This window comes from Fictibacillus phosphorivorans (genome assembly GCF_007673525.1).
Taxonomy (GTDB): Bacteria; Bacillota; Bacilli; order Bacillales; family Fictibacillaceae; genus Fictibacillus; species Fictibacillus phosphorivorans_C.
This window is the reverse complement of sequence record NZ_VDZU01000001.1, coordinates 788,677-811,920: the sequence shown is the minus strand read 5'-3', so window position 1 is coordinate 811,920 and position 23,244 is coordinate 788,677. Positions and strand designations below refer to the sequence as shown.

At 36.9% G+C, this 23,244-nt stretch carries 27 protein-coding genes; 6 read left to right on the top strand and 21 right to left on the bottom strand.

Annotated elements, in window-relative coordinates:
• Positions 1 to 18 precede the first annotated feature (18 nt).
• From FS458_RS21165 to FS458_RS03765, 9 genes are all read right to left on the bottom strand, one after another.
• Positions 19 to 735 (bottom strand): GntR family transcriptional regulator, encoded by a 717-nt coding sequence (locus tag FS458_RS21165; protein ID WP_144697980.1) that lies wholly within the window; start codon positions 733 to 735, stop codon positions 19 to 21.
• On the bottom strand, positions 722 to 1,894 hold the full coding sequence (locus FS458_RS03795; protein WP_144697978.1) for a diphosphate--fructose-6-phosphate 1-phosphotransferase: 1,173 nt from the start codon (positions 1,892 to 1,894) through the stop codon (positions 722 to 724). Before FS458_RS03795 ends, FS458_RS21165 begins: the two co-directional genes overlap by 14 nt.
• A 17-nt stretch (positions 1,895 to 1,911) precedes the next feature.
• On the bottom strand, positions 1,912 to 3,252 hold the full coding sequence (sftI, locus tag FS458_RS03790) for a sulfoquinovose isomerase (protein ID WP_144697976.1): 1,341 nt from the start codon (positions 3,250 to 3,252) through the stop codon (positions 1,912 to 1,914).
• A 156-nt stretch (positions 3,253 to 3,408) separates the two neighbouring features.
• On the bottom strand, positions 3,409 to 5,442 hold the full coding sequence (locus FS458_RS03785; RefSeq protein ID WP_144697975.1) for an alpha-glucosidase: 2,034 nt from the start codon (positions 5,440 to 5,442) through the stop codon (positions 3,409 to 3,411).
• 13 nt (positions 5,443 to 5,455) lie between these two features.
• The gene (locus FS458_RS03780; protein WP_144697973.1) at positions 5,456 to 7,234 is read right to left on the bottom strand and encodes a solute:sodium symporter family transporter; all 1,779 of its coding nucleotides are present in this window, start codon (positions 7,232 to 7,234) and stop codon (positions 5,456 to 5,458) included.
• A gap of 33 nt (positions 7,235 to 7,267) precedes the next feature.
• Positions 7,268 to 7,939 carry a DUF4867 family protein gene (locus FS458_RS03775; protein ID WP_260858330.1) on the bottom strand — a complete coding sequence of 224 codons (672 nt, stop codon included), beginning with the start codon at positions 7,937 to 7,939 and terminating at the stop codon, positions 7,268 to 7,270.
• Between the two features lie 252 nt (positions 7,940 to 8,191).
• Positions 8,192 to 8,827 carry an FMN-dependent NADH-azoreductase gene (locus tag FS458_RS03770; RefSeq protein WP_144697971.1) on the bottom strand — a complete coding sequence of 212 codons (636 nt, stop codon included), beginning with the start codon at positions 8,825 to 8,827 and terminating at the stop codon, positions 8,192 to 8,194.
• A gap of 284 nt (positions 8,828 to 9,111) precedes the next feature.
• Entirely contained in the window at positions 9,112 to 9,252 is a 141-nt protein-coding gene (locus FS458_RS20545) for a hypothetical protein (protein WP_186320434.1), read from the bottom strand.
• 126 nt (positions 9,253 to 9,378) lie between these two features.
• Complete coding sequence (locus FS458_RS03765) at positions 9,379 to 9,570, bottom strand: alpha/beta-type small acid-soluble spore protein (protein ID WP_066397779.1); 192 nt, start codon at positions 9,568 to 9,570, stop codon at positions 9,379 to 9,381.
• 477 nt (positions 9,571 to 10,047) lie between these two features.
• On the opposite strand from FS458_RS03765, the gene FS458_RS03760 reads away from it, so the two are divergent.
• The 4 genes from FS458_RS03760 to FS458_RS03745 all read left to right on the top strand — a co-directional run bounded on the left by FS458_RS03760 (position 10,048) and on the right by FS458_RS03745 (position 13,950).
• Positions 10,048 to 10,728 (top strand): response regulator transcription factor, encoded by a 681-nt coding sequence (locus FS458_RS03760; protein WP_144697969.1) that lies wholly within the window; start codon positions 10,048 to 10,050, stop codon positions 10,726 to 10,728.
• The gene (locus FS458_RS03755) at positions 10,725 to 12,104 is read left to right on the top strand and encodes a sensor histidine kinase (protein ID WP_144697968.1); all 1,380 of its coding nucleotides are present in this window, start codon (positions 10,725 to 10,727) and stop codon (positions 12,102 to 12,104) included. The genes FS458_RS03760 and FS458_RS03755 overlap by 4 nt, the downstream gene beginning before the upstream one ends.
• A 133-nt stretch (positions 12,105 to 12,237) precedes the next feature.
• Positions 12,238 to 13,272, top strand: coding sequence for an ABC transporter permease (locus tag FS458_RS03750; RefSeq protein WP_144697966.1), 1,035 nt, complete (start codon positions 12,238 to 12,240; stop codon positions 13,270 to 13,272).
• 3 nt (positions 13,273 to 13,275) lie between these two features.
• Positions 13,276 to 13,950: an ABC transporter ATP-binding protein gene (locus FS458_RS03745; RefSeq protein WP_144697964.1), complete on the top strand. Its 675-nt coding sequence runs from the start codon at positions 13,276 to 13,278 to the stop codon at positions 13,948 to 13,950.
• Between the two features lie 509 nt (positions 13,951 to 14,459).
• Here FS458_RS03745 and FS458_RS03740 read toward each other — a convergent pair.
• From FS458_RS03740 to FS458_RS03715, 6 genes are all read right to left on the bottom strand, one after another.
• Positions 14,460 to 14,789: an HIT domain-containing protein gene (locus FS458_RS03740; RefSeq protein ID WP_144697962.1), complete on the bottom strand. Its 330-nt coding sequence runs from the start codon at positions 14,787 to 14,789 to the stop codon at positions 14,460 to 14,462.
• A gap of 495 nt (positions 14,790 to 15,284) precedes the next feature.
• On the bottom strand, positions 15,285 to 15,992 hold the full coding sequence (locus tag FS458_RS03735; RefSeq protein WP_144697960.1) for a DNA alkylation repair protein: 708 nt from the start codon (positions 15,990 to 15,992) through the stop codon (positions 15,285 to 15,287).
• 274 nt (positions 15,993 to 16,266) lie between these two features.
• A complete protein-coding gene (locus FS458_RS03730) occupies positions 16,267 to 16,548 on the bottom strand; it encodes a hypothetical protein (RefSeq protein WP_144697958.1) in 282 nt (93 codons plus the stop codon).
• 11 nt (positions 16,549 to 16,559) lie between these two features.
• Positions 16,560 to 16,961: an SHOCT-like domain-containing protein gene (locus tag FS458_RS03725; RefSeq protein ID WP_066397810.1), complete on the bottom strand. Its 402-nt coding sequence runs from the start codon at positions 16,959 to 16,961 to the stop codon at positions 16,560 to 16,562.
• 12 nt (positions 16,962 to 16,973) lie between these two features.
• Positions 16,974 to 17,339: a DUF2089 domain-containing protein gene (locus FS458_RS03720; RefSeq protein ID WP_144697956.1), complete on the bottom strand. Its 366-nt coding sequence runs from the start codon at positions 17,337 to 17,339 to the stop codon at positions 16,974 to 16,976.
• 184 nt (positions 17,340 to 17,523) lie between these two features.
• Positions 17,524 to 17,898 carry a winged helix-turn-helix transcriptional regulator gene (locus FS458_RS03715; protein WP_144697954.1) on the bottom strand — a complete coding sequence of 125 codons (375 nt, stop codon included), beginning with the start codon at positions 17,896 to 17,898 and terminating at the stop codon, positions 17,524 to 17,526.
• A gap of 190 nt (positions 17,899 to 18,088) precedes the next feature.
• Here FS458_RS03715 and hxlA point away from each other — a divergent pair, with 190 nt between their 5' ends.
• Positions 18,089 to 18,721, top strand: a complete 633-nt coding sequence (hxlA, locus tag FS458_RS03710) for a 3-hexulose-6-phosphate synthase (RefSeq protein ID WP_144697952.1) — start codon at positions 18,089 to 18,091, stop codon at positions 18,719 to 18,721.
• Positions 18,722 to 18,728: 7 nt separating this feature from the next.
• Positions 18,729 to 19,286: a 6-phospho-3-hexuloisomerase gene (gene hxlB, locus FS458_RS03705; protein WP_144697950.1), complete on the top strand. Its 558-nt coding sequence runs from the start codon at positions 18,729 to 18,731 to the stop codon at positions 19,284 to 19,286.
• 107 nt (positions 19,287 to 19,393) lie between these two features.
• On the opposite strand, the gene FS458_RS03700 is transcribed toward hxlB, so the two are convergent.
• The 6 genes from FS458_RS03700 to FS458_RS03675 all read right to left on the bottom strand — a co-directional run bounded on the left by FS458_RS03700 (position 19,394) and on the right by FS458_RS03675 (position 23,243).
• Positions 19,394 to 19,882 (bottom strand): NUDIX domain-containing protein, encoded by a 489-nt coding sequence (locus FS458_RS03700; RefSeq protein WP_144697948.1) that lies wholly within the window; start codon positions 19,880 to 19,882, stop codon positions 19,394 to 19,396.
• An 18-nt stretch (positions 19,883 to 19,900) separates the two neighbouring features.
• On the bottom strand, positions 19,901 to 20,488 hold the full coding sequence (locus FS458_RS03695; RefSeq protein ID WP_144697946.1) for a histidine phosphatase family protein: 588 nt from the start codon (positions 20,486 to 20,488) through the stop codon (positions 19,901 to 19,903).
• Between the two features lie 149 nt (positions 20,489 to 20,637).
• Positions 20,638 to 20,850 (bottom strand): hypothetical protein, encoded by a 213-nt coding sequence (locus FS458_RS03690; protein ID WP_144697944.1) that lies wholly within the window; start codon positions 20,848 to 20,850, stop codon positions 20,638 to 20,640.
• A gap of 105 nt (positions 20,851 to 20,955) precedes the next feature.
• Positions 20,956 to 21,204, bottom strand: coding sequence for a hypothetical protein (locus FS458_RS03685; protein WP_144697942.1), 249 nt, complete (start codon positions 21,202 to 21,204; stop codon positions 20,956 to 20,958).
• A gap of 21 nt (positions 21,205 to 21,225) precedes the next feature.
• The gene (locus FS458_RS03680) at positions 21,226 to 22,719 is read right to left on the bottom strand and encodes a serine hydrolase (RefSeq protein WP_144697940.1); all 1,494 of its coding nucleotides are present in this window, start codon (positions 22,717 to 22,719) and stop codon (positions 21,226 to 21,228) included.
• Positions 22,720 to 23,027: 308 nt separating this feature from the next.
• A complete protein-coding gene (locus FS458_RS03675; protein ID WP_144697938.1) occupies positions 23,028 to 23,243 on the bottom strand; it encodes a hypothetical protein in 216 nt (71 codons plus the stop codon).
• Position 23,244: the final 1 nt, after the last annotated feature.

The following is a 23,244-nucleotide window of genomic DNA, read 5'->3' as shown; positions in this document are numbered from 1 at the left end:
ACCTCCGAATGTTTTTGATTAACGTCTTAGTTCAATGTCATAATGGTATTGGTCACTTCTATACCTTGTTTTTGTATACTCGATCGGCTTGTCGTTCAATCCATAACTCAGTCTAGTCATCTCTAAAAGTGCTTCTCCTGCACGAATTCCAAGTAGATCTGCTTCAGAAATCGTAGAATTTATAGCAGAAATTTTTTCATCTGCACGTTTTAACATAATATTGTCTTCTTCCAAGATGGAATAAAATTTAGCAGTATCCAGATCGTGCTTCATCAGTAACTTTCCGATCGCTTCTGGCCAACATGATCGCTCTAATGCAATCGGAACATCATCTGCAAATCGGATGCGTTCAATGATAAGGACTTTTTCATCTTCATTTAATCCTAACTTTGTTTTTTCAAAAAAAAGCGTATCAATAAATTCTGCACGCAGAACTTTAGAGTGAGGAACTTGTCCTTTCTCCATTACTTCTTCTGCAAATCCTTTTAATCTTTTTAATGAGCCAACAAGCTGTTGCGGCTTCACAACCGTTCCTTTTCCTTGCTGTTTTTCTAAAAGACCGTCAGCCACAAGCATATTGATCGCTTGACGGATGGTCGTGCGGCTCACACCAAATTGCTTCATCAGCTCTTGTTCAGTTGGGATAAGTTGGTTCGGACGCCAGATTTGCTGTTGGATCTTCTCAATCAAATGATCTTTTACTTGCAGATAAAGTGCTGTATTATTGCTTTTCATATAATGTTCTCCTCTTTCTCACAGTGGGATAAAGCTGTAGATCTTCCCCTGCGAGAGGTCGGAGCCATTTGTAATAGGCTTCCGGGTCATCAATAAGTGCATCAGGCAGGAAACGTTCCCCGCCCTTCGCAACAACTTGCAGAGGACAGCTATTCATACTAAAAGTATAATCTATATTTGCCGATCGTTGTAAGGTAACCATTCTCCCCGTCTCACCATGTAATACAAGTCTTGCAGCTTCTCGTCCCACTTCAAAAGCTTCCACTTGATCTTGCATAGAAATAACAGCTGATGAGCTGCGCTGATTCATACCAAGAATCTCAGCTCTAGCCATCACACCAAGTTCTGTTTTAACCATTTTCTCAAGCACTCCAGAAATGCCGCCTAGAATCGTCCTGCCTTGAACATTCGCTTTCTCGACCTGATCTGAAAAGGAATTAATTTTACACCCTTCGGCAACAACAATTGTTGCATATCCAAAAGATCGAACAGCTTCTCTAACATTTGCTAACAAATGTTCTGGTTCAATGATTCGTTCTGGAACATATACGATGTGTGGCCCATCATCTTCCCCATTTCTCAAAAGACCGCTTGCAGCAGCGAGCCATCCTGAGTTACGCCCCATCGTTTCTAGTATTCTCACTTGCTCAAAATTCTGCATGGCACATAGATCTCTGCTAATATCTCTGACAGCAGTTGCCACATAACGCGCGGCACTTCCAAAGCCAGGCGCATGGTCCGTTTCAGATAGATCATTATCAACCGTCTTCGGTATACCGATGACTTGAAGATCATAGTAAATGTGTCGCGCTTCCTCAGCTAGCTTATGAAGAGCAGCCATCGTACCATTGCCTCCAATAAAAACAAGAGTATCAATTCCATGTTTTTTTAGATGCCAAATTGATTTTTGAATCTTTTCAGTTGTAAATTCATAGCGTCCCGAACCAAGGCATGCACCGTTTACATATCGATGTGATTTGATCCATCCTAAAAGTTCATCATCAAGCTTTTCTATGTCGTTTTCATATAAACCTTGATAACCGTTATAAACACCAAATAACTCTACTTCTTGTTGGAGCGTTTCTACAAAACCTACTAAACTGGAATTGATGACGGCTGTTGGACCTCCAGCCTGCCCAATTGCTACTCTCTTTGCCATCTAAGTTCGCTCCCTTCCTATACATACACCTCAGTCGGAATATTAAGCAACTTACCTAGCTGCAATAGATCATCAGCCACATCTGCATATACGACAGCAAAGTGAGGTTCATAGCCACTTTCCATTAGAGTATTTACCGTTTCTGAAACATTCCCGTTTAATCTTACTTCAACAGAGGTTCCTGAAAACGGCTGAGGAACATCTAGCGCTTCACCCTTCATCACTAGAAGACGATATCCATCTGGCGTATACCCTAGTCTGAAGATCGTTACTTCTCCAGCTTTTAATCCAAAGTCCATTGTAAATCCCATTTTACGGTTAGGATGTACACCTGATTGTGCGCCCGTTGACGGACTTGCGAGCGAATAAGCACCTGCTCCGCAATGCCAGAAAACAACTGAATTATTTGGTTCGTTCACATGAACGAGATCCCCAAGATACGGAGCGTTTCCTCCACTTAGTTCTTGTAGGATGAACATCGAAACCGCACCATGAATATCTGACTCACAGGAAGATACCACACCATCTTCGGTAAACTGAGATAGAGTCGAACAAGCAGCTGCTCCTAGTTCATTAAAAAATTCTGGCCAGCATCTTACAGCGAGTGCTGCAATATCTTCTCGTTCGATATACTTTTTCACATACGTGGAAAACTGCGCAAACTTTTTTACCGTGTCATCAGATCGATTCAATCCAATGACTTGCTGTTCAGCACGATCAATAACACCTGCCCATTCTTCCTCCGGCAGCTCTACACATTCTTGAAATGCTTTTAGGAGATCCATTTTTTGAATCGTGACTCCCAGTTTTCGATGAAGAAGTTCTTCGTCTGTATCTGAGAAAAAGAATCCAGGCGGATGTTCTCCAATCACTCCAATCTTTAGCTGCTTCAGCTTGTTAACCAAAACATTCACTCTGATTTGACGAGAAAGCTGGTTTTGAAGCTGTTCTTCGTCGGGATTACCTAGTACGAATGTAAAAGGGTGACGATGATGCATGAGGACATTACTCGTGCTGTTTCCTCCAGTTAATGAATTAAGTCGCAGCCTACCGCCTACACTTGGTTCTCTTACAGACCATACAACAACAGGTTCGTTTCGATATTGAAGTACTTTCGCGATAAACTCACCATCTGCAAAAGTAACACTTTGGTAGATGATAGAATCAATATTTTTATTTGTTAACGTTTCAAGGAACTTCTCTAGATCTTCTACAGATGTAAGAATTTCTTCTGGTTCATAAACAGTATGGTACTTACTTCTTAGCCATTCAGAGCTTTGATTACGGTATTGCTCACCAGCTTCTAGATCAAATGTTTTTCTGCCAATTGGGATATATACGATTGATGACGTTTGCATAGTTGTCCACATCCTTCATATTATTCTTCCTAAGATAAGTATAACAAAAGGTTACTACCTTTAAAAATATATTATTACCTTTATGCTTATAAAAATTACTCAAATGCATAAACAGAATAGCGGGGACAAACCTACTCGCTGTCCCCTCTACTATATCTAGTTCGTTAAAGATTCAAACAATTCCTTGTATGAAGAATTCTTTCTGAAAAATACAGGCGGCTTTCCAATTGGTGCTTCAACTTCTGTATATCCGCCACGATATTCTTCTCCAGTCCATACGTGCACCCATTCATCCTCAGGTAAGTAGACGTTCCAATGAGTTGTAGCTTCTTCATACACCGGTGCTACTAGAAGATCTCTGCCAAATAAATATTGATATTGAATGTCATAAGCGTTGCTATCTTCTTCATAGTGCATGAACAAAGGACGCTGTACAGGAATTCCTTTTTCAGCATTTTCTTTCACGATTGCTTTCGTATATGGTGCAAGTTTTACATAAAGATCCGTCATACGAGCAATATGCTGCAGCGTCTCTTCATCACCATCAAACTGAAAACAATCATCAGGGCGATTTCCTTCATGTGTTCGCATGACAGGTGTAAAAGTCGCCATTTCTGTCCATCGAAGAAGAAGTTCTTTACTTCGCTTGTTTCCATGAAGACTTGTATAGCCGCCAATATCACTATGATGAAGTCCACAGCCCGTCATACCAGATGAGAGAGCAGCAGGAATAACGGAAGCAAGTCCATCATCTAACGACCAATTCACGCTTTGATCCCCACCCCATAAGAGCGTGCAATATTTTTGAGTTCCCGTATATCCAGCTCTCATGAAGTAAGTAACTTCACCCAATTTCCCCGCTTCACTTACAGCGTCATAGTTGATCTTTGCCCATAGTGCCGGCCAAGCATTGTGCATGATCTTGGCTGAGACTCCATTGTGAAGTTGTACATCCGTTGGTAAATATTCACCAAAGTCAGCCATCCAACCATCTAGTCCAAGATCGATCATATTTTCTTTAATAACTGATTTGTACCAACTAGATGCTTCGTCGTTTGTAAAATCAACCACACCACAATAAAATTCGCCAAAATCAACTAAATAGATATCTCCTTTTTCATTCAAAGCTAAATATCCATGATCTGCAGCTGTTTCATACAGATCACCTTCCACAGCCACATAAGGATTAATATAACCTAGGAATCGAATTCCTTTGGCTTTCCATTCTTTTATTTTTTCATCAAGATTCGGGTATTCATCACTGTTCCAACGCCAGTTCCACATCAATCTCTTTCCGAACGAAGTGATGCGTTTACCTTGCCAGTCCTGACACCAAACGCCTCCGACTTTTATTCCTTTTTCGAGAGCTAAGTCCAGCTTTTTCTGAACTATATCGGTTCCGCCTTGTAAACCAAGCCAGATTCCGTTATATGTCCAATCTGGTAATTCTGGCTGACGCCCAAACACTTCAGTTAACTTTTCAACAAGCTCCACATAGCTTTCCGCTGTTTCAAAGAGCACATATTTTGGTATATCCCATATTTGAAGTTCGTGATATTCGTTATTCCGAAAGTCAAAATCGGCATAAGCGGTTGTTTCAACATGGCAATAATATTTTTTAGTAGAAATAAAAGTTGGCTGCGGATAGTTCGTATTGTAATAGTCACCACCTGCTTTATCCTTTACATCCGCCTGCCATGTTGTGTACGTATTCTTATTCCTTCCCACACCAGGTTCAGAAGTCCATAGCGGAAAGTTTTTGCCTCTCAAGTTAAAATGTGACAACTGTTCACCGCAACCATAGATTTTCTCGTTACCATCTGCTTTTACACGTATCCATAACCGGTTAATTTCTGATGAATGTTTTGTAAAATAAAGTTTTACTTTTCCGTCCTCTTCGGTTAAAAGAATTTCGAGATCAGTTGGTCCACCGTCAAATTTTGAAAAAGAAAGTTGAAATCCATTCTCCGTTTGAAAAACATCAACATAACGAAGCCCGATTCTTTCTACTACATAATCGTGAATGTTAAAATTTCCTCGATACATGTTGATTGTTTCTTCACCGTATCCTACATATAGCATGGGTTGCTGAACTGAGTGATGAAAGAGCAGTCTGCCTTCAGCAACAATTTGAAATCCATTATTTAATTCCTTCAATACAAATGTTGTTTCATTCGTTTTTAGAGCCATAAGAACCTCCTAATTATGCTAGCTTTCTTGCTTCTTTTACTTCTTTTTTGTGCTGTTCACTTAAGAAGTCTGCATACTTACGATTCCAAACCTTTAGCGATAGATAGATAAGAATTCCAGTAACAATTGCCAATCCTGCAATCGCTGGCCAGAAATACCCTGACACGATTGAATCCTGATAAGCCAAACCAATCGGAGAGAATACGATATACATACTCGCAAGCAAACTTAGCAATATAAACGTTACGGATAGTGCGTATTTCCAAGGTACCATGTCGACTTGCGCATTAGCTTTATACACATATGGTTTTTGCAAGGGCTTCCATTTTCCTATAGCGATCATAATTCCAACCTCTACAAAGAACAGAATCGCGTAAATGTGGATAAAGTTAATGGTGGTTTGAATGCCGAACATCTGATCCAAGCCCCAAACGAGCAAGTAGTACGTAATAACATGGAAAATGATTACTACTTTTGCAGCAAGTGCAGGAATTCGTTTAGAGAAGATACCTACAAGAACAATGGTGATGATCGGAATATTAAAGAACCCTGTAAAACGTCTGATCAGATCCCAAAGACCATCAGGTGCGTTCATCAACAATGGTGAGATAAAAAATGAAACAAGTGCGATTACTGTACCAAACCATTTACTCATCCGAATCAACTGTTCGTCAGTAGCTTTCGGATTGAATTGCGGTTTATAGATATCAAGAGCAAACATAGTTGCTGCTGAGTTAAGTAGCGAGTTAAAAGTACTGAATACCGCTCCTAACAGAACAGCAAGGAAGAAACCTGATAAATATTTTGGCAATACATCTGCTACTAATGTTGGATAAGCAAGGTCAACCGGATTCAATCCTCCCCCATATAGGTGGAAAGCGATAATACCAGGAATCATCATAAATATTGGAATAGCAAGCTTATAGAAACCGGAATAAAGCACCCCTTTTTGACCTTCTTTTAAGTTTTGTGCTCCAAGCGTACGTTGAATAACGTACTGGTTTGTTCCCCAATAAAACAAGTTAGCAAAAATCATACCCGTAAAAATTGTCCCAAATGGAACCGAATCCGTACTCGATCCGATCGCATTTAGTTTTTCCGGACTGTTTGTTGCTATTGTCTTCATGCCCTCAAACATGTTCCCGTCTCCAAGTGCGAAGAAGCCTAGAGCAGGCACTAAAAGTCCAACTATCAAAAGTCCGATTCCATTAATCGTATCCGATACAGCAACAGCTTTTAACCCTCCAAAGATCGCGTAAACTGCTCCAATAATTCCGATCACCCAAATTAAAAGCCAAACCGATTGTGTGTAGGAAATGTTTAAAAGACCTGGCACATCAAAGAGTTTAAGTATAGTCAGTGCTCCTGAGTAAAGAGTTGATGGAATCGTAACTAAAATATAGCCGAGCATAAATAGTAAAACTGTATAGCGACGAACCCCTTCATCAAATCGGGTGCTGAGAAACTCTGGCAATGTTGTAAAAGCTCCACCTAAATATTTCGGTAATAGATATAGAGCCATGATAACAATCGCAAACCCAGCCGTTACTTCCCATGCCATGTTGGACATATTCGTTCGATATCCTTGTCCATTCAAACCGATCAAGTGCTCAGCAGAAAGATTGGTAAGAAGAAGTGATCCGGCGATAAATGTCCCATTCAACCCTCGCCCTGCTAAGAAATAGCCAGTAGAATCTTCTGTCTCCCCTTTTGTTTTTAAGTAAGAGATCCATGCAACAAGCCCCATGAAAAATGTACATGATAAAAGTGTAAATCCAATGCCTGAAAACATATCGAACACCCCTGTCCTTTTAAGTAATGATAGTTATAACAAGACTTCTATGTTGTTACCGATAATTCCAGGATAAGCTCCTTTTTCAATCAGCTGTTTTCGATCTGGATGTGCGATCAGCCATTTATTCTTCATAAAGAGCAAGTGATCTTCATCAGTACTTTTTTCACGCTCTGCTGGCGCAACTTCTAACGGTTCATTCGTTCCTTTTGGTAAAACAACAATGCATTTGAATCCTGATTCTTGAACTTTACAAGGTGCAAAGTGAAGTGTCGTCTCGTATAATTCAATTGCCGTTCCTTCAGGAATAAAGAAAGCCCTTACATTATTCGAATGAAATGTATTATTTTCGATTTCCTGTACTTTCCCAAGAAGTAGAACTAGATCAGTCACAGCTATATTGATCTCACTTCCTTTGTGATATTCAAGGCCATTTAATGTTGAATTACGACCATTGCAATACCCAATCTGGGCAGGCATCTCACCATAGAAGTAACTCTCTATTTGTTTTTTTACGGCATCGTCTTCCAGCATCGGTTCTGAAGCCACATACACATTTTCATGCTCTGGAATTTCCGTAGATTTCTTCATCGTATTGATTAAACGTGTAAAATCATAGCTTGTAATCTCTTTCCCATAACTCTTAAATGAATCATCTCTAACATGCTCAATAACAATGTTTTCTTTCATGTTAACGTGTGACAACTTATTACCTCCTCTTTTTCAAGCACGAAATAACATAGGTATCTTTAATTAAACATCACTACCTTTTGTTTTAAAAAAATTCAGTCAATATGGATGTTGCTTTTTATTCTATGAAAACGCATCCAAAATTGCAAGGAGTTTTTTACATACAATTGTTTACAAATCTTTGAATCACTCGGCATACAAGGACTTTTTCAATTTAAAAAACTTGCAGACATCGTCTACAAGTTTCTTTCTGAAGCTTCCTAACCATTAAAATATATGTGCGGAATCTTTAGCACGAGCAATCGCATTTTCTTTTATTTCATTTGCTTTATCCGGCATGGCAGCGTGTCCTTCTACAAACAATCCCTGGAACGAAGGTACGCCGAAAAATTGCATGATCACGCTTAAATAACGATGCCCCATCTCCATGGCTGCTGCAGGTCCTTCTGAATAAATTCCACCGCTAGCTTGAATATGTAGAGCTTTTTTGTTCGTTAAAAGGCCAACCGGTCCTTGCTCTGTATATTTAAATGCTTTTCCTGCTACTGCCACTGAATCGATGTATGCTTTCATAACAGGTGGAAATGAGAAATTCCACATTGGCGTTACGAATATATATTTATCGGCAGATACAAACTGCTCACAAAGCTCTGAAAGTCTTCCTACTTTCGCTTTTTCTTCGGAAGACAGCTCCTCAAATCCTTTACCAGATTGCAGTTTCCCCCATCCACTAAATACATCAAGGTCGATGTGAGGAATGTTCTCTTTATACAAATCCACGTGGATCAATTCATGATCCGGGTTAACTTTTTTGTATTCATCAATAAATGCTTTACCAACAGCCATGCTGTATGAAACGCTATCATCATGAGGATGCGCTGTAATATATAATACCTTTGTCATGTAATTTCACACTGCCTTTCTTGTTGTTATTTCTTCTTATGATTGTTGTTGCTTTTAAGTATTGTGTCTCCCTTGAAAGTTGTTTGAAGTGGAAGGTGCGAGATCCTCGAAAATTAAACGTCAAATTTTCTTCGTGCGATGTTTCGCTGCCGAAGCCTTCCTTGTCCTGCGGGACAGGTGGGCAGGTGAGACACTTAAGAGTGAAACGAACGAATGTGGCTCACCGCCTGCCCCGCGGAAAGCGAGCAACCTGGAACGGAAAACAACTACTCCCAAAAGCAGCTTTAGGAATGATTAAAAGGATTTCCAGCAATGTTAGCTCTCACGTCATCTGTTAAAAAAAACGACTCTTGCGAAAGATCCTCGTTGAAAACTTCATGGTTTAAAAGACTCCCATCATAGTGAGTCGGCTTATCTTCATTCATCTAAACATTCACCTCCAACAGAGATAGTTTAAACGGTTGTTTAACATTTGATTCATCACGCATTTTTCTAACGACATAAAAAAAGCTATCTGCACAAACAGATAGCCATAGCAAAAGATTTTAAAATTAGTAGCGTTGTCCGCCTAAAGCTTGTGCTACAAGACGCTTAGTGATTTCTCCACCTACAGATCCATTAGCACGTGAAGTAGTGTCTGGTCCAAGGTTTACACCGAACTCAGAAGCGATCTCATACTTCATTTGATCAAGAGCTCCTTGAGCTCCAGGTACTGATAATTGGTTGCTGTTGTTTTTAGCCATTTAATTCACCTCCCTTTCTTTTCTAATCTTAGAATCCCACTAACTTACAATCTTATTCATAAACTCAGAAAATTTTTTTCAATGTTTCATTAGGTGCATGTGTATTTTAAGTTCCAAAAGTGATTTGATACAGTTTGTCCAAACATTTTAGACAAGTTTGCATAAGATACTAGAGAAGAGAGGATACACCGAATATTCTCTTTTCCGAAGTTCTATATGGGGGGAATTCATTGTGAGTTTCATTAGTATCTTAAACGGGGTTCTATCTTCTAAAAAACGTGCTAAAAGCAAGAAAAACAAGAAGAGAATCGGCTAACCCAATCAATTAAAGCCACAAAAAAAGCTAGCCTTATGGTTAGCTTTTTTGCTGTGGTTGAGTTGTTGAAGTTAAGCTGATATTTGTGAATATCAACCATTTCGGATAGACTAATGTTGCTTATACAACAACTATTTGATTCTCATTAGGAGGATTACATCGTGACCCATATTTTAATTGTAGATGATGATAAAAATATACTTGAGCTCGTGCATTATAATCTGAGTGAAGCAGGGTATCAAGTCTCTCAAGCTAAAGATGGCATTGAAGCATTAGACATCTTACGCCTTAAGAGGTTTGATCTCGCTGTAGTTGATGTGATGATGCCCTATATGGACGGTTTTTCGTTAACAAAAGAAATACGAGAAAAATACGATATCCCTGTCATCTTACTAACATCCAAAAATCAAATTGAAGACAAAGAACAAGGCTATCTATCGGGAACAGATGATTATCTAGTAAAGCCGTTTGAAGCAAGGGAATTACTCTTTCGTATTAAAGCACTCTTAAGACGATACGATAAACACCAAGATGATGAATCCGTCATTACCCTTGGACATACAACGGTAAACAAAAAAAGCTATGAAGTTCATATAAACAGCCGAACGATTCTACTACCACTGAAAGAGTTTGAACTGCTTTATTTTTTTATGTCGAACCCTATGCAAGCTTTCACACGAGATCAGCTCATACATCACATTTGGGGTATCGATTATGAAGGGGACGAACGCACGGTAGATGTACATGTGAAAAGGTTAAGAGAACGGTTTTCCAAACTGACAGATGACTTTCAAATCAAAACGGTACGTGGAGTTGGTTATTTATTGGAGGGGAAAAAATGAAGTCGCTGTATACCAAATTTGTCGTCATAACGATCGGCATCATGCTTTTAAGCGGTGTGTTAGCCTTTGTTGCCTCCAATACATACTATCAACAAAAATTAAAACCGGCTAATGATCAAAAAAACACAAAGATTGCGCTTGAGATGGCTGCCTTTGTAGAAGAACACCCTGACATCAACCTGAACGAATACTTGAAGAACTTATCTTCCATTGGTTATCAAATCTACCTTGCAGAAAAAACAGGAAAAGAAACCTACTTTGGGGCAAAATTTCGTAACACTACACTTCATTCTTCAACAAAAGACAGTGTATTAAATGGTGAGGTCTATCATGGAATCCTTCATTATCCAAAACAAACATTCGTAACTGGTTTTTTTGCAAACGAATTAAGTAATTCGATCGGTGTTCCGCTAACGCATCGCGGTGAAAATTATGCACTGTTTATTCGACCTGATATTAAACTTCTTTTTAATGAGATGCATGTATTATTTGGCTGGCTTTTTGGCTTGATGATTGTCCTCAGTATTTTGATGGTAATCATAAGTGCAAAATATTTAGTAAAACCAATATCAAAATTAACCATTGCTACAAAGTCACTCTCACAAGGAAGTTATTCTGTTGAGCTCGATACGAAGCGCAGCGATGAATTAGGTGTGCTTTCTCAGAGCTTCAAACAGATGGCCCGAAAGCTAGAACAATCAGATGAGATGCGAAAAGAATTCATTTCAAATATTTCTCATGACATACAGTCTCCACTATCCAATATAAAAGGTTACACCAACCTGTTAGAAAAAGAAGAGCTGAGTTCAAACAATCGAATGCAATACGTAACAGTTATAAACGGTGAGATCAGTAGACTGTCGAACTTAACGAAACAATTATTACTTCTTGCATCATTAGATCGAAACGAAGATATCCTACAGAAAAAAACGTTCAATCTGTCACAACAGATTAAAGAACTCATTCGAAATTATCAATGGTTAATAAATGAAAAAGGAATCATGCTTAGCTATTCCTTACCTGATACTGAGTTCTTTGGCGATCCTTCACTATTGAACGCCGTATGGGATAACCTTTTGACCAATGCCATTAAATATAATAACCCTGATGGAAGTATTGAGATAACTGTTGATGCGAGAGAAAATTCGATTTTCATCACCTTTAAAGATACTGGGATAGGCATGAACGAGAAGGAAGTGGAAAGAATTTTTGACCGTTTTTATCGAGCTGATGTTGCCCGGTCGCGAACCGTTGACGGAACAGGTCTTGGTCTATCCATCGTTGCTACAATTGTGAAACTTCACGGTGGTCAAACAGATGTGAAGAGCGAGGAAAATGAGGGAACTTCGGTTGTCGTTGAATTACCTATAGATTAATTAATTTCAAATATGTCAGGCATTATTAATGGAACACATTGATGAAGCCTGTTTTTTTTGTAACTTGTTATTCATTCTCCGTTCATATAAGGATTCTAAACTAAGGATGTAAATAGATTGGAGGAGAGATGTTATGAACATCGCATGGAAAGAAATCAAGAAAAATAAAATGAGGTTTTTCATATTAGGATCCATCATCTTTCTCGTTAGTTTGTTAACGTTTATTATTTCTGGTTTGGCCAATGGATTATCACAAGATAATGCTTCCTTGATAAAAGATTTGCCGAGTGGGCATTTTTATATGAATGAAGATGCAGAAGAAAATTATAATCTTTCGAGGATTGATGATCGAATTCGAGAACAACTGGTACAAGAACAAAAGGATGCTGTTGCCTTCTCTATACAGATGGGCTTTTTAAATGATGAGAGTGATAAAGAACGAAGTGTTGCTTTTGTCACTTCTACCGATTCAAAATGGTTCGAGCAAGTAGGTCCCGGAGAAATCATTCTGGACCGTTCATTAGAGAAAGAAGGTATGAAAGTCGGAGATACCTTAACACATAAACAATACAAGAGCTCGTTCGTTGTAAAAAAGTTTGTAGACCAAAAAAAGTTTAGTCACGCTCCAGTTGCTTATATAAATAAAGAGGTTTACAACGAAATTTACCGTGCTGAAGAAATGCAGCTCCTCTTTACTCCTGGTGAAGATTCAACTCAAAACATAAAAGGTCTACAATCTTTTTCAAATAAAGAGTTTCTTAACACCATTCCAAGCTACAGTGCAGAACAAATGTCATTAAATATGATCGTGTGGTTTCTGATTGTGATTAGCGGTATGCTGTTCGGTATCTTTTTCTATATGATGAATGTTCAAAAGATTGGGCTCTATGGCATTTTAAAAGCAATCGGAGTAAAAACAAGTGATCTTTTTAAAATGATGTGGACACAGATGTTGTTTATCACGATCCTATCCCTTACGCTTTCTGTTGGTTCTAGCCAACTATTCAACAAAGTTGCACCTGAAGATATGCCTTATCATTTAACGAATGAAACCACCCTACAACTGTCTATCGTCTTCCTAGTGATTGGATTTATTGGAGTTACGCTATCTGGTTTACAAATTAAACGAGTTGAACCTTTACAAGCCATACAACAAGGAGAGGTTTAAGAGATGGATATCTTTACGATTGATGAATTACGAAAAACGTTTACGAATGGCGAAATGAAAGAAGAGATATTAAAAGGAATAAGCCTTACTCTTAAAGAAGGCGAGATTACAGCGTTAGTCGGTCCATCTGGATCTGGTAAGAGTACCCTGCTAACCATTGCTGCAGGGCTGCAACCCGCATCAGATGGAAAAATTTTATTTAATGACAACAACATCACATCAATGACAGCAGAGCAAGTTCGAGATATACGAGCGAAGAAATTCGGTTTTGTGTTTCAATTTGCGCACCTTGTCCCCTTTTTAACTGTTCGGGAGCAATTAAGCTTCATGTTAGATGTATCTGAAGTGAAAATGAAAAATGAAAAACGCGAACAAGAAATTGATTACATTTTAGAACGTGTTGGTTTATCCGAACGAAAACATGCTTATCCCTCTTCTTTATCTGGTGGAGAGAAACAACGCGTCGCTATCGCTCGAGCGGTTATCCATAAACCGAGAGTTCTCTTTGCAGATGAACCGACTGCAAGTCTGGATTCAAAGAAATCTAAAGAGATTATGTCACTCATCCAAGATCTAACGAAAACCTTAAACCTTACGACCCTTATGGTCACCCATGACGAGGAAATGCTTTCTTATGTTGATCATGTTGTTAAAATGAGCGATGGTTTGGTTGTGTAGATTAAATGTAAAGAGCTATGGATCTGTTCATAGCTTTTTTTTATTAATGATCACTTCCATTTGCAGCAGAGAATTCAGTAACTAATGAATGATGATTTTATGGTGATGTTCAGAAGGAGTGAAATATCGCTAGTACACAAATGGAACCTATTGTAAGATATGTCTAGAGATTCTTAATCAATTGTAGATTCTTTTAGTAGAGAGGAATTGATTGGTGATTACAAAAAAGTATTCATATTCTATTACTTTTACGTTGTGGCTCATGACAGTATTGTACTTTCTATATAAATACTCATCAGGCGCTGGATATTGGAAAAACCCCTTACTATTATCTATTTTCTTTTACATTTTGATGATTGTATTAAATAAAGGTTTCGACAAAAAAATAATCTATCTTAGCCTGTTCTATATCTTGTTTTTGATCCTTTTTATTATAGAATTATTTTTTTCTTTAAAAAATTTAGCTATCGTTCATTCATATCTTTCTTTCTAATCTATTCCTTACTTACCTAACCTTTTGGTTTTCCTGAAACAATGTGCCAATGCAAATGTTTGGAATCCTGATAATCACCCAAATTCGTAATTACTCGACAAGCTCCATGCTCATCTGTAACTTTGCCGGCTATCTCTTTTACGACACTCATTAGTTCTAGCAATAACTCGTTATCACGTTCATCTAATGTGATCAAAGACGAGATATGTTTTTTAGGTATGGCCACAATGTGAATGGGGTAAAAAGGTCTAGTATGATAGTAAGCTAGCACCTTTTCTGTTTCTTTTACTTTTTCCACTTGAGTTTTGCCACTCAATACTTCATCACAATAAAAATCCTGTGTCATTGAGAACCCCCTTCTTAGAAATCTTTCTACTAAATATCTTTTGAAAATCGAAAGATCGTGTAATTCTTTCTCCAGATATTACTCTTAACATTAATATCTCCTTGCTCACCTTCAAAAAAGTAAAGAATGATTTACTTGCTTAACGGGAAATGGGTCATACAAAAACTTAAAAAACATAATACCTGTAAGGAACAACAACGTTAAAATAAAAATAAACTGCCGTCTATTCTTAACAATAGCAGCTCTCCTCAACCTTCTAAAAATAGTACCAGCATTTTTTAAAAATTTTTAGTAACTTCTATTTCTTTCTAATTCTTTTTATAAGAGAGATAATCAAGGGAATTACGATCACTGGTGTAAACACGATAACTATTTCAGTGTATGTTCTTCCTTGTTGGAATCTGCTCCAATAAAGAATGAAAGCAATAATAAGTATACTAAATACTGTGATCATCCTGTCACGGTTCATTGTTACCTCCTTTAGTAGTAAAAATCCTAACACCTTACATATTTTCGCTTAAAACCAACCTGACCTCGGTCTATCGCCTTTTGAATATTTTCAGAAGCAAGTAGATACTTCGTTTTTTTCTTGTCCTGACTCATTTCAACTGGTCCTATAGCTTTTGCTGTATCAACCGCTTTTTCATGTAATGGCACATAGGATATCCCTACTGTATAAACAAAATTATTCATTGAGGATTTTGTACGTTCGGGAGCATCATGAATGGTATTTTTTACGATCTCAAGCATATTTTCTATCTTCGTTGTGGAGAATTCGCTGTCTGGTCGATTTCCTAATAACCAGCAGTAACAACTCCAACCTGCTGACATTCTAAGCTCTTCACCACTTGCAATCCATTTATCAGCAACCTCTTGTGCTATTTCAGTTTCAGAAAGAGTGACGGCTACTACATAATCGGACAACATATAAAAATAAGCTCCATCGATCCAACGCTCAAAATCATTTTCAGTCATTATGGCTGGATCTGCTATAATTCCTGCAAAATACATCGCATCGTAATTTCCTGTCGCATAAAGATCTTCAGCTAATGGTTGATTTTTTTTGATCTTTTTAGCTATTGGCTTCATAGCACCAGTACCTACGCCAAACACCGGTTCTTTGGCACCGTTTGATATATAGATTTTCTTTGTCCGTTCCTTGCTAAGAGCTTCAAGTTCCTGCATCACATCTTTTGCATTCATCTATTGCACATCCTTCTTAGTTTTTACGTATTGAGTCGGAAAAGGGCACGGCTAGTTTTGACTGAGCTAAAAACTTTATCGTTAACTATCCCATTCTCTTCTTCTCGACTGCTTATTCATATTCCTCTTTCATCAACAATCAACTTATGCATAAAAAAGAGCGCTTTTTCCACTACAGAAAAGCACCCATTTAGTTTAACTATTTATTTATCTTGTTTTTGTTTATGAATGCTTTTGCAGAATCAGAAACCTTTAAAAAGTGTTTTTACTTATTTTATAATCTCACAATCACTTCAGTTCCATCCTGTGCTTTCACATTAACAAGCTCTAATCCTTTGTGCTTTTTTAACTCTTTAATAATAGGTTTCAGTTCTGATTGGTCTATGGAAGGGAAAGAAAAGTTTATGTTTTTCTTATCTAGATGAGGTTTTGACCATTTGTTTGCATGTCGAATTAATAGCTTAGAAGTGATAATGGAAATCCCGATATTTAATAGGACATAAGGGACAGGGATTGAGAACTTTGTCTCGTTTGTTTTCACTTTTACATGTAACATGTTAGCAACCTCTACTCAATCGTAATTGAAACGGTATCCCCGTTTGCTGATTTCACATCAACAATCTGTCCATCCAGTTCGTTTTCAATGGCTTCAAGTATCAGATTAATATCAATATCCTTTACATACTGTTCAGATTGGGGAATCTTTAGAGCAATGTTGTGACCTGCTGCTAGTACAACCTTTACTAACTTGATGGGAAGGTTCACATTCACGTTGTCACTTTCAGATACAACGCGTATTTTCAAGGTTTTGTCGCTGTAGTTAGAAGATGTATGAGATGTATAGCTTAATGGCTTAACAGCAGCACCAAGTTCTTTTTCTTGTAAGACCTGAATTAATTCTGAACCTTTATCCGTATCGATTTTACCTTCTTGAACCATCGTTAAAACCTTTTCAATCTCACTTTTCATTTCCTAATCCCCCTATTCTTCCTTTAGCATTTTAATTGCTTCATCTGGAGAAATTTCTCCACGTTCAAGCATTGTAACAATCTTTTTCTCGTCTGCTTCATTCTTCTTTTTAGATTCATACCCTAATGAAGATGCAATGTCGTTCAGCTTGCCTCGAACCGTTGGATACGAGATCCCAAGCTCTTTTTCAACCTCTTTAATATTGCCTCTGCATACAAGAAAGACTTCCACAAAATGAAGCTGTTCTTTTGATAGTGAAGCAAATTTAGATAGTTCAAATTCGTTCTCAATTGTCGTATGACAATGTGAGCAGTGAAGTTTTGTAATCTTTAATGTTTGTGAACAAACTGGACAATTTGTAAGTAATGGGTAAGCCATCTCATTCTCCTTTCTTTAATTAATTTCATTATATACTATAAAATCAATAAAATTAACATCGTAATTTAATTATTTTAAATTTATTATCAAAAAAATTAATATATATTATAAAATTATTAATTTTTCACAAAGAAAGAGACCTTCCTTAATGGAAAGTCTCTTCTTTCTATTTGTATTCATAATATTAACCCTTTTTGCTCACCGGCGATTGATCATCCGTATCCTTTTCCAATACATTTTCTATATAGTCTTTGCCCCATTCATACATCGCCTCTAAAATCGGCAATAATCTTTCTCCATGCTCAGTAAGGGAATATTCCACTTTTGGTGGAACTACAGGATAAACTTCTCGATGTACGATTAAATGATCTTCCAGTTCTCGTAATTGGTTTACAAGCATCCTCTGAGTTATACCTGGCATAAGAGTCTTTAATTCACCAAATCTTTTCGTTCCTTCCTTGCCTAGGTGCCACAGAATCAACATTTTCCATTTACCACCTATTACTGCAAGAGTTAATTCCTTTTCACAGTTAAAATCCTTATCTCCTAAATTAGGCATCTACATCCATTCTCCTTTATTTCATCCAATAGTATACTTTTGTAACTATATGCGGAAAAAGTGCGTACTTTAAATTTATTTATATACTGAGTATACTAAACAGCATGCTAGTAAGTAAATGAATATTAACATTTACACCCAGCCACGCAGTGCAACAAAATAAAATTATCTATAAGGAGAGATTATATAAATGAAATTACAATTAGCATTAGATCTTGTGGATATCCCAGGAGCAATTGAATTAGTAAAAGAGGTAGAAGAGTATATTGATGTCGTAGAAATTGGTACACCAGTGGTAATTAATGAAGGTCTTAAAGCAGTAAAAGAAGTTAAAGCTGCATTTCCTAACTTAACTGTTTTAGCTGACTTGAAAATTATGGATGCAGCTGGATATGAAGTAAGCCAAGCATCTGCTGCAGGTGCAGACATCATAACGATTCTCGGAACCGCAGAAGACGAGTCGATTAAAGGCGCAGTAGAAGAAGCAAAAAAACAAGGTAAACAAATCCTTGTCGACATGATTGCGGTAAAAGACATTGCAGTCCGTGCTCAAGAATTAGACGAACTTGGTGCCGATTATATCTGTGTACACACAGGCTACGATCTGCAAGCTGTAGGTAAAAATTCATTCGAAGATCTACACACTATTAAGAGCGTTGTAAAAAATGCTAAAACGGCAATTGCCGGTGGAATCAAATTAGAAACACTCCCAGAAGTAATTAAAGAAAACCCTGACCTTATTATTGTAGGTGGCGGTATCACAAGCAAAGATGATAAACGAGTTATTGCACGTAAAATGCAGGAATTAATTAAACAAGGTTAATTTAACGATGAAGACTACTCAATATTTAGCTGCAGTCCTTGAAGAATTAAGCCAAACGGTACGCTTAATCTCTGATGAAGAAACAGAGAATTTAGTAGATCGAATCTTAGAATCCAAAAAAATCTTTGTGGCTGGTGCTGGCAGGTCTGGATTTATGGGTAAATCTTTTGTGATGCGGATGATGCACATGGGGATTGATGCTTACGTAGTTGGTGAAACAGTAACAGCTTCCTTAGAAAAGGACGATCTGTTAATCATTGGGTCAGGTTCAGGAGAGACCAAAACGCTAGTTGCTATTGCTGAAAAAGCTAAAAGCTTGGGAGGAACAGTAGCAGCGATCACCATTTCTCCTGAATCAACCATTGGAGAATTAGCAGATATTACTGTTAGACTTCCTGGAATAACGAAAGATCAATCTGAAGGTGATTTCAAGACTATTCAACCGATGGGATCTCTATTTGAGCAAACAATGTTGTTAATTTATGACGCCATTATCTTACGTTTTATGGAGAAAAAAGGATTAGATTCTAATAAAATGTATGGCAAACATGCAAATCTTGAATAGAAGTAAATAAGCAGAAAAGGCCACAACTTTAGGATTGTGGCCTTTTTTGTATAGTAATAGCTACAAGATTTCCAAATGGAGAGACTTCAAGAACTTGACGGACGGAATTACATTAGGCTAGATGTCTTATCCAAAAGTTTATGTTCTTCAAGAAAATCAATGTTTTTTTTCTTGCTCGCATATTCTTTTATTTGCTTTCCAATGTTCGCATAAAGCTCTAGATTTTCGAGCTCTGAAAGAGGAACCCACTTAACAGCCGTTTGATTTGGATCAGGCTTTTCCGGTAATCTGGGCTTAAATCCACTTTTCAATGTACAATCAAACAGCATGACTAACGTGTGTGTTTGACCATATTTATTTTCGTTAAGATGGGGAGCGTACTCATAGACAAAAGCTAACGGACCAACTTCTACATCAATACTAGCTTCTTCTCTCGCCTCCCGCTTTACAGCTTCAATCAACGATTCATGAGGTTCCGCTCCACCAGCTGGGAAATCATAAAAAACTCCCCGATAAGGATCATCAAACTCCGTTAATAAGATTTCATCATTTTCAATAATGAGCGCACCCACTCTTACTCGTATATGATAGGTCATATCTTTAATCCCCCGTTATTAAGTAAAATTCGTTAAAGCTTTGTCCCACACTCTTTCAACACATACTAGTTGCTCGTTATTAAATTCCATTCTATAAATATCAGGTTTTGTTGTGCTGTAAAGAAAGTCTAAGTCAAATGAAGGATTGAAATAATTCATCATTAAAGTCATAACAGCACCGTGAGTTCCGAACACCATCTTTTTATCTTGATACGTATGTAAGAGTTCCTTCAAAACTTGTACTGACCTTCTTTGACAAACTGCATTTGATTCGGCACCCTCAAGAGAGAAGTTGAAGTCTTCGAAGGATTTTTGCAATAGAGGACGAAGGTCTTTATCTTCTAATCTATTGTAACTAGAAGAAAATACTCTTTCTCTTAGATTCTCCATAACCATTACTTCTTTTCCTTTATGTAGAGCTACCTGTTCTACCGTTAAAATAGAACGAAGATAAGGGCTTGAGACTACAAGATCGATCTCCTCTTCTCTTAATAGTTCAGCCACTCGCTGAGCATCTTGATAACCTTTTTCCGTTAATCCTCTCATCCGTTCATTGCCTTCTTTTGGTGAGTCACCATGCCTTACCATATATACTGTTGTGCTCATGGGATTCCTCCTAACTTAATAACAATGTTATAAGAAATAATATCGGCAAAAAAACACCCAAAGCTATTTAAAATTCTATTCCATCTCTGGTAGATCCACTTTAATATTTTGTATTTAAAAATGCATCCGTATTGAAATAGGAGTAATCTTTACTTCTTCTTTAATGCATCTATTATTAAAAGTGTACACACGGTGATTGTTCCACAAAAGAACAAAATGGTGACTATTAACATCATTAATCCATTGTATAAAGTACCAGCAGTAATCGGACCTTCCGAACCATTATCATAGATAGATGCGGTGAACATCATAATTACAAATCCAAAAACTATTACCAATAGACCGTATCCAAATTTTTTCATGAAAATCACCTCAAACTTATTTATGTCATATATTATGTCTTTATTAATTGCTCATAAAATAGGTCTTAATTTTTCTTAGATTAACGTAACCCATTTGTTGAATAACTAATTATTAAAATTCACTAATTTTTCTTCAATTAGTTTAATACAACTTTCAGAACCAATATAATCAACTATTTCATAACTATTTTTATCTACTTTTTTAATGTTACATACTCCCACAATGTGTTCACCAATATGTACAGATAATAAATAATACTTCTCTTCTATGGAATATAAGTACTCTCTATATGTCTCATCTTTTATTTCTTTAATATCATTTATTTTTAATAATTTCACTTCTGGTTTAACCATAATAGCTCCCTAAATAAATTATTATTGCTGAATATTTTTTGTGAGAATAAGCAATATCCCATACACATAGAAGATAGTGCTTGTGACTATAAAACCATAAAATAATACTGTTATAGAAACTGGTCCCCATACCTGTATGAATGTCCACGTAAATCCTAATAAGATATTTGGAATTAAAATCACTAAAATCAATATTGCAGCAACTATCAACGTATGTATGGATAAAATCAAGATCCTCTTACCTTTTAATACTCTTCTTTCTCTTTGTTTTCTAACAATCATTCTTATTGTTCGTAGTGATAATAGGATGAGAATAACACCAAGTACAAAAAGTACACTAAGGAGAAAGGTCGCTATTTTGTCCATTTTTTGATAGCTGTCAGTATGGTAGGTTGAAACACTTTTACCTTCCCATATATCCATAACACTTTGTCCTATCGATGTCGTAAAACTTGAATTCATATTAGAAAAGATAGCTACACCTAATTCTTTATCTGGCTGCATAATGATAAACGATGAATATGTTGGGTTCTGCCCCTCATGCTGAATATATTGTTTTGCTTCCTTTTTTACAACTTCCCATCCGCTAGCATAGTAAGAATTCTTATTAAAAGTAGCCACCGATCGATCAGGATGGTGCGATTCTTTAATCAGTTGCTGATTAAACTCGTTAGTCGAATTATATCCTAACTGTAAATTCATCCATTTCGCAATATCAATAGTGTTGCTGATGATATATCCAGCAGGTATGTTCCCACGATAAATAGGTGGTGTGTATTTCTGCTCTTTCAAAAACCCTATCTTGTAGCCTTGTGCGACCATAGATGACTGAACTTGGTGGAGTCCAACGAAAGAATCTTTCATCCCAATAGGTTTTAGTACCTCATCTTTTATGTAAAGATCATAGGGTTGTTTCGTTACATTTTCAATAACAAGTCCTAAAACATCGTAATTAATGGTTGCATATTCAAACATGCTTCCTGGCTTTCGATTCAGTTCTTGATTCAATAATGTTTTTACGTTCAACTCTAGTGCGTTTGAATCAGTACTTTCAGGAATTTGCGCTATAGAGTTCGAGGCGATTCCACTTGAATGATAGAGTAACTGATTCAGCGTGATGGTTTGAAGTTCTCCCTGATATTTAAGCTTCAACCATGGAATATACTTTTGAACACTATCAGAACGTTTTAACTTTCCTTCCTTCTCCAAACGAAGAATGGCCAAAGCGGTAAATGCTTTAGTAGTTGATCCAATCTCAAATAATGTACTGGACATAACAGGTGTTTTCTCTTTCACGTTTTTGTAGCCGAAATTCCTTTGATAAACTGTTTCACCCTTTTCAACGATAACTAGTGATATACCTGGAATTTTACTAATATGTCTTTGCTGTTCAACCAGCTCTTCGATTTTCTCCATTTTTCCACTTGATTCAGCGCTAACTAAAGGAGCAGTAAGACAAGTCAATCCTAGAATCAATGTACCTAAAAAGCTAATTATTCTTACTAAATGTTTCATAAAGTTTTCTCCTTGACGGCATTTTCTCTAGAATAATAGAAATGTGAACCAACTTATATTTTACAATTAAAGCCATTTATTTAATACAATTACAATTCAACTTATCCAAAAATTAGTTTTCAAGTTTTATAGCTTATAAAATAGCAAAATAAAAAACACTGTTAATATAATTTCGATTAACAGTGCTACTAAATAAAACTTAGAAAGTTTATTTGTTATTTATATGTTAAAAAGAGAAGCTCTTTTGGAAATACAATTATGAAGAAAGCACCTGATTGTGGGATAAGATAAATTAATTAAAAGGGAATCTAATTTATAACTCCTCCCCCTCCACCGTTATGATGATTACGCCCAGCTGCACGACCACGTTCTGCAGCGTTATGAATTTGAGTACCTTGACTCAAATATTTATCATCATGATGTATATTCATATCGTCAGACCCAATTCTCTTCCCTCTGTAATCAAAATAAAGGGCTATTAAACTTACAAGTAGAAGTGGTATAAGTATAATTAACCAGGCCATA

Excerpts from the sequence above, each read along its gene's own strand:
- FS458_RS21165 (WP_144697980.1), bottom strand. The coding sequence starts at position 735 with ATGAAAAGCAATAATACAGCACTTTATCTGCAAGTAAAAGATCATTTG.
- FS458_RS03795 (WP_144697978.1), bottom strand. The coding sequence starts at position 1,894 with ATGGCAAAGAGAGTAGCAATTGGGCAGGCTGGAGGTCCAACAGCCGTC.
- sftI (WP_144697976.1), bottom strand. The coding sequence starts at position 3,252 with ATGCAAACGTCATCAATCGTATATATCCCAATTGGCAGAAAAACATTT.
- FS458_RS03785 (WP_144697975.1), bottom strand. The coding sequence starts at position 5,442 with ATGGCTCTAAAAACGAATGAAACAACATTTGTATTGAAGGAATTAAAT.
- FS458_RS03780 (WP_144697973.1), bottom strand. The coding sequence starts at position 7,234 with ATGTTTTCAGGCATTGGATTTACACTTTTATCATGTACATTTTTCATG.
- FS458_RS03770 (WP_144697971.1), bottom strand. The coding sequence starts at position 8,827 with ATGACAAAGGTATTATATATTACAGCGCATCCTCATGATGATAGCGTT.
- FS458_RS20545 (WP_186320434.1), bottom strand. The coding sequence starts at position 9,252 with ATGAATGAAGATAAGCCGACTCACTATGATGGGAGTCTTTTAAACCAT.
- FS458_RS03765 (WP_066397779.1), bottom strand. The coding sequence starts at position 9,570 with ATGGCTAAAAACAACAGCAACCAATTATCAGTACCTGGAGCTCAAGGA.
- FS458_RS03755 (WP_144697968.1), top strand. The coding sequence starts at position 10,725 with ATGAAGTCGCTGTATACCAAATTTGTCGTCATAACGATCGGCATCATG.
- FS458_RS03750 (WP_144697966.1), top strand. The coding sequence starts at position 12,238 with ATGAACATCGCATGGAAAGAAATCAAGAAAAATAAAATGAGGTTTTTC.
- FS458_RS03745 (WP_144697964.1), top strand. The coding sequence starts at position 13,276 with ATGGATATCTTTACGATTGATGAATTACGAAAAACGTTTACGAATGGC.
- FS458_RS03740 (WP_144697962.1), bottom strand. The coding sequence starts at position 14,789 with ATGACACAGGATTTTTATTGTGATGAAGTATTGAGTGGCAAAACTCAA.
- FS458_RS03735 (WP_144697960.1), bottom strand. The coding sequence starts at position 15,992 with ATGAATGCAAAAGATGTGATGCAGGAACTTGAAGCTCTTAGCAAGGAA.
- FS458_RS03730 (WP_144697958.1), bottom strand. The coding sequence starts at position 16,548 with ATGTTACATGTAAAAGTGAAAACAAACGAGACAAAGTTCTCAATCCCT.
- FS458_RS03725 (WP_066397810.1), bottom strand. The coding sequence starts at position 16,961 with ATGAAAAGTGAGATTGAAAAGGTTTTAACGATGGTTCAAGAAGGTAAA.
- FS458_RS03720 (WP_144697956.1), bottom strand. The coding sequence starts at position 17,339 with ATGGCTTACCCATTACTTACAAATTGTCCAGTTTGTTCACAAACATTA.
- FS458_RS03715 (WP_144697954.1), bottom strand. The coding sequence starts at position 17,898 with ATGCCTAATTTAGGAGATAAGGATTTTAACTGTGAAAAGGAATTAACT.
- hxlA (WP_144697952.1), top strand. The coding sequence starts at position 18,089 with ATGAAATTACAATTAGCATTAGATCTTGTGGATATCCCAGGAGCAATT.
- hxlB (WP_144697950.1), top strand. The coding sequence starts at position 18,729 with ATGAAGACTACTCAATATTTAGCTGCAGTCCTTGAAGAATTAAGCCAA.
- FS458_RS03700 (WP_144697948.1), bottom strand. The coding sequence starts at position 19,882 with ATGACCTATCATATACGAGTAAGAGTGGGTGCGCTCATTATTGAAAAT.
- FS458_RS03695 (WP_144697946.1), bottom strand. The coding sequence starts at position 20,488 with ATGAGCACAACAGTATATATGGTAAGGCATGGTGACTCACCAAAAGAA.
- FS458_RS03690 (WP_144697944.1), bottom strand. The coding sequence starts at position 20,850 with ATGAAAAAATTTGGATACGGTCTATTGGTAATAGTTTTTGGATTTGTA.
- FS458_RS03685 (WP_144697942.1), bottom strand. The coding sequence starts at position 21,204 with ATGGTTAAACCAGAAGTGAAATTATTAAAAATAAATGATATTAAAGAA.
- FS458_RS03680 (WP_144697940.1), bottom strand. The coding sequence starts at position 22,719 with ATGAAACATTTAGTAAGAATAATTAGCTTTTTAGGTACATTGATTCTA.
- FS458_RS03675 (WP_144697938.1), bottom strand. The coding sequence starts at position 23,243 with ATGGCCTGGTTAATTATACTTATACCACTTCTACTTGTAAGTTTAATA.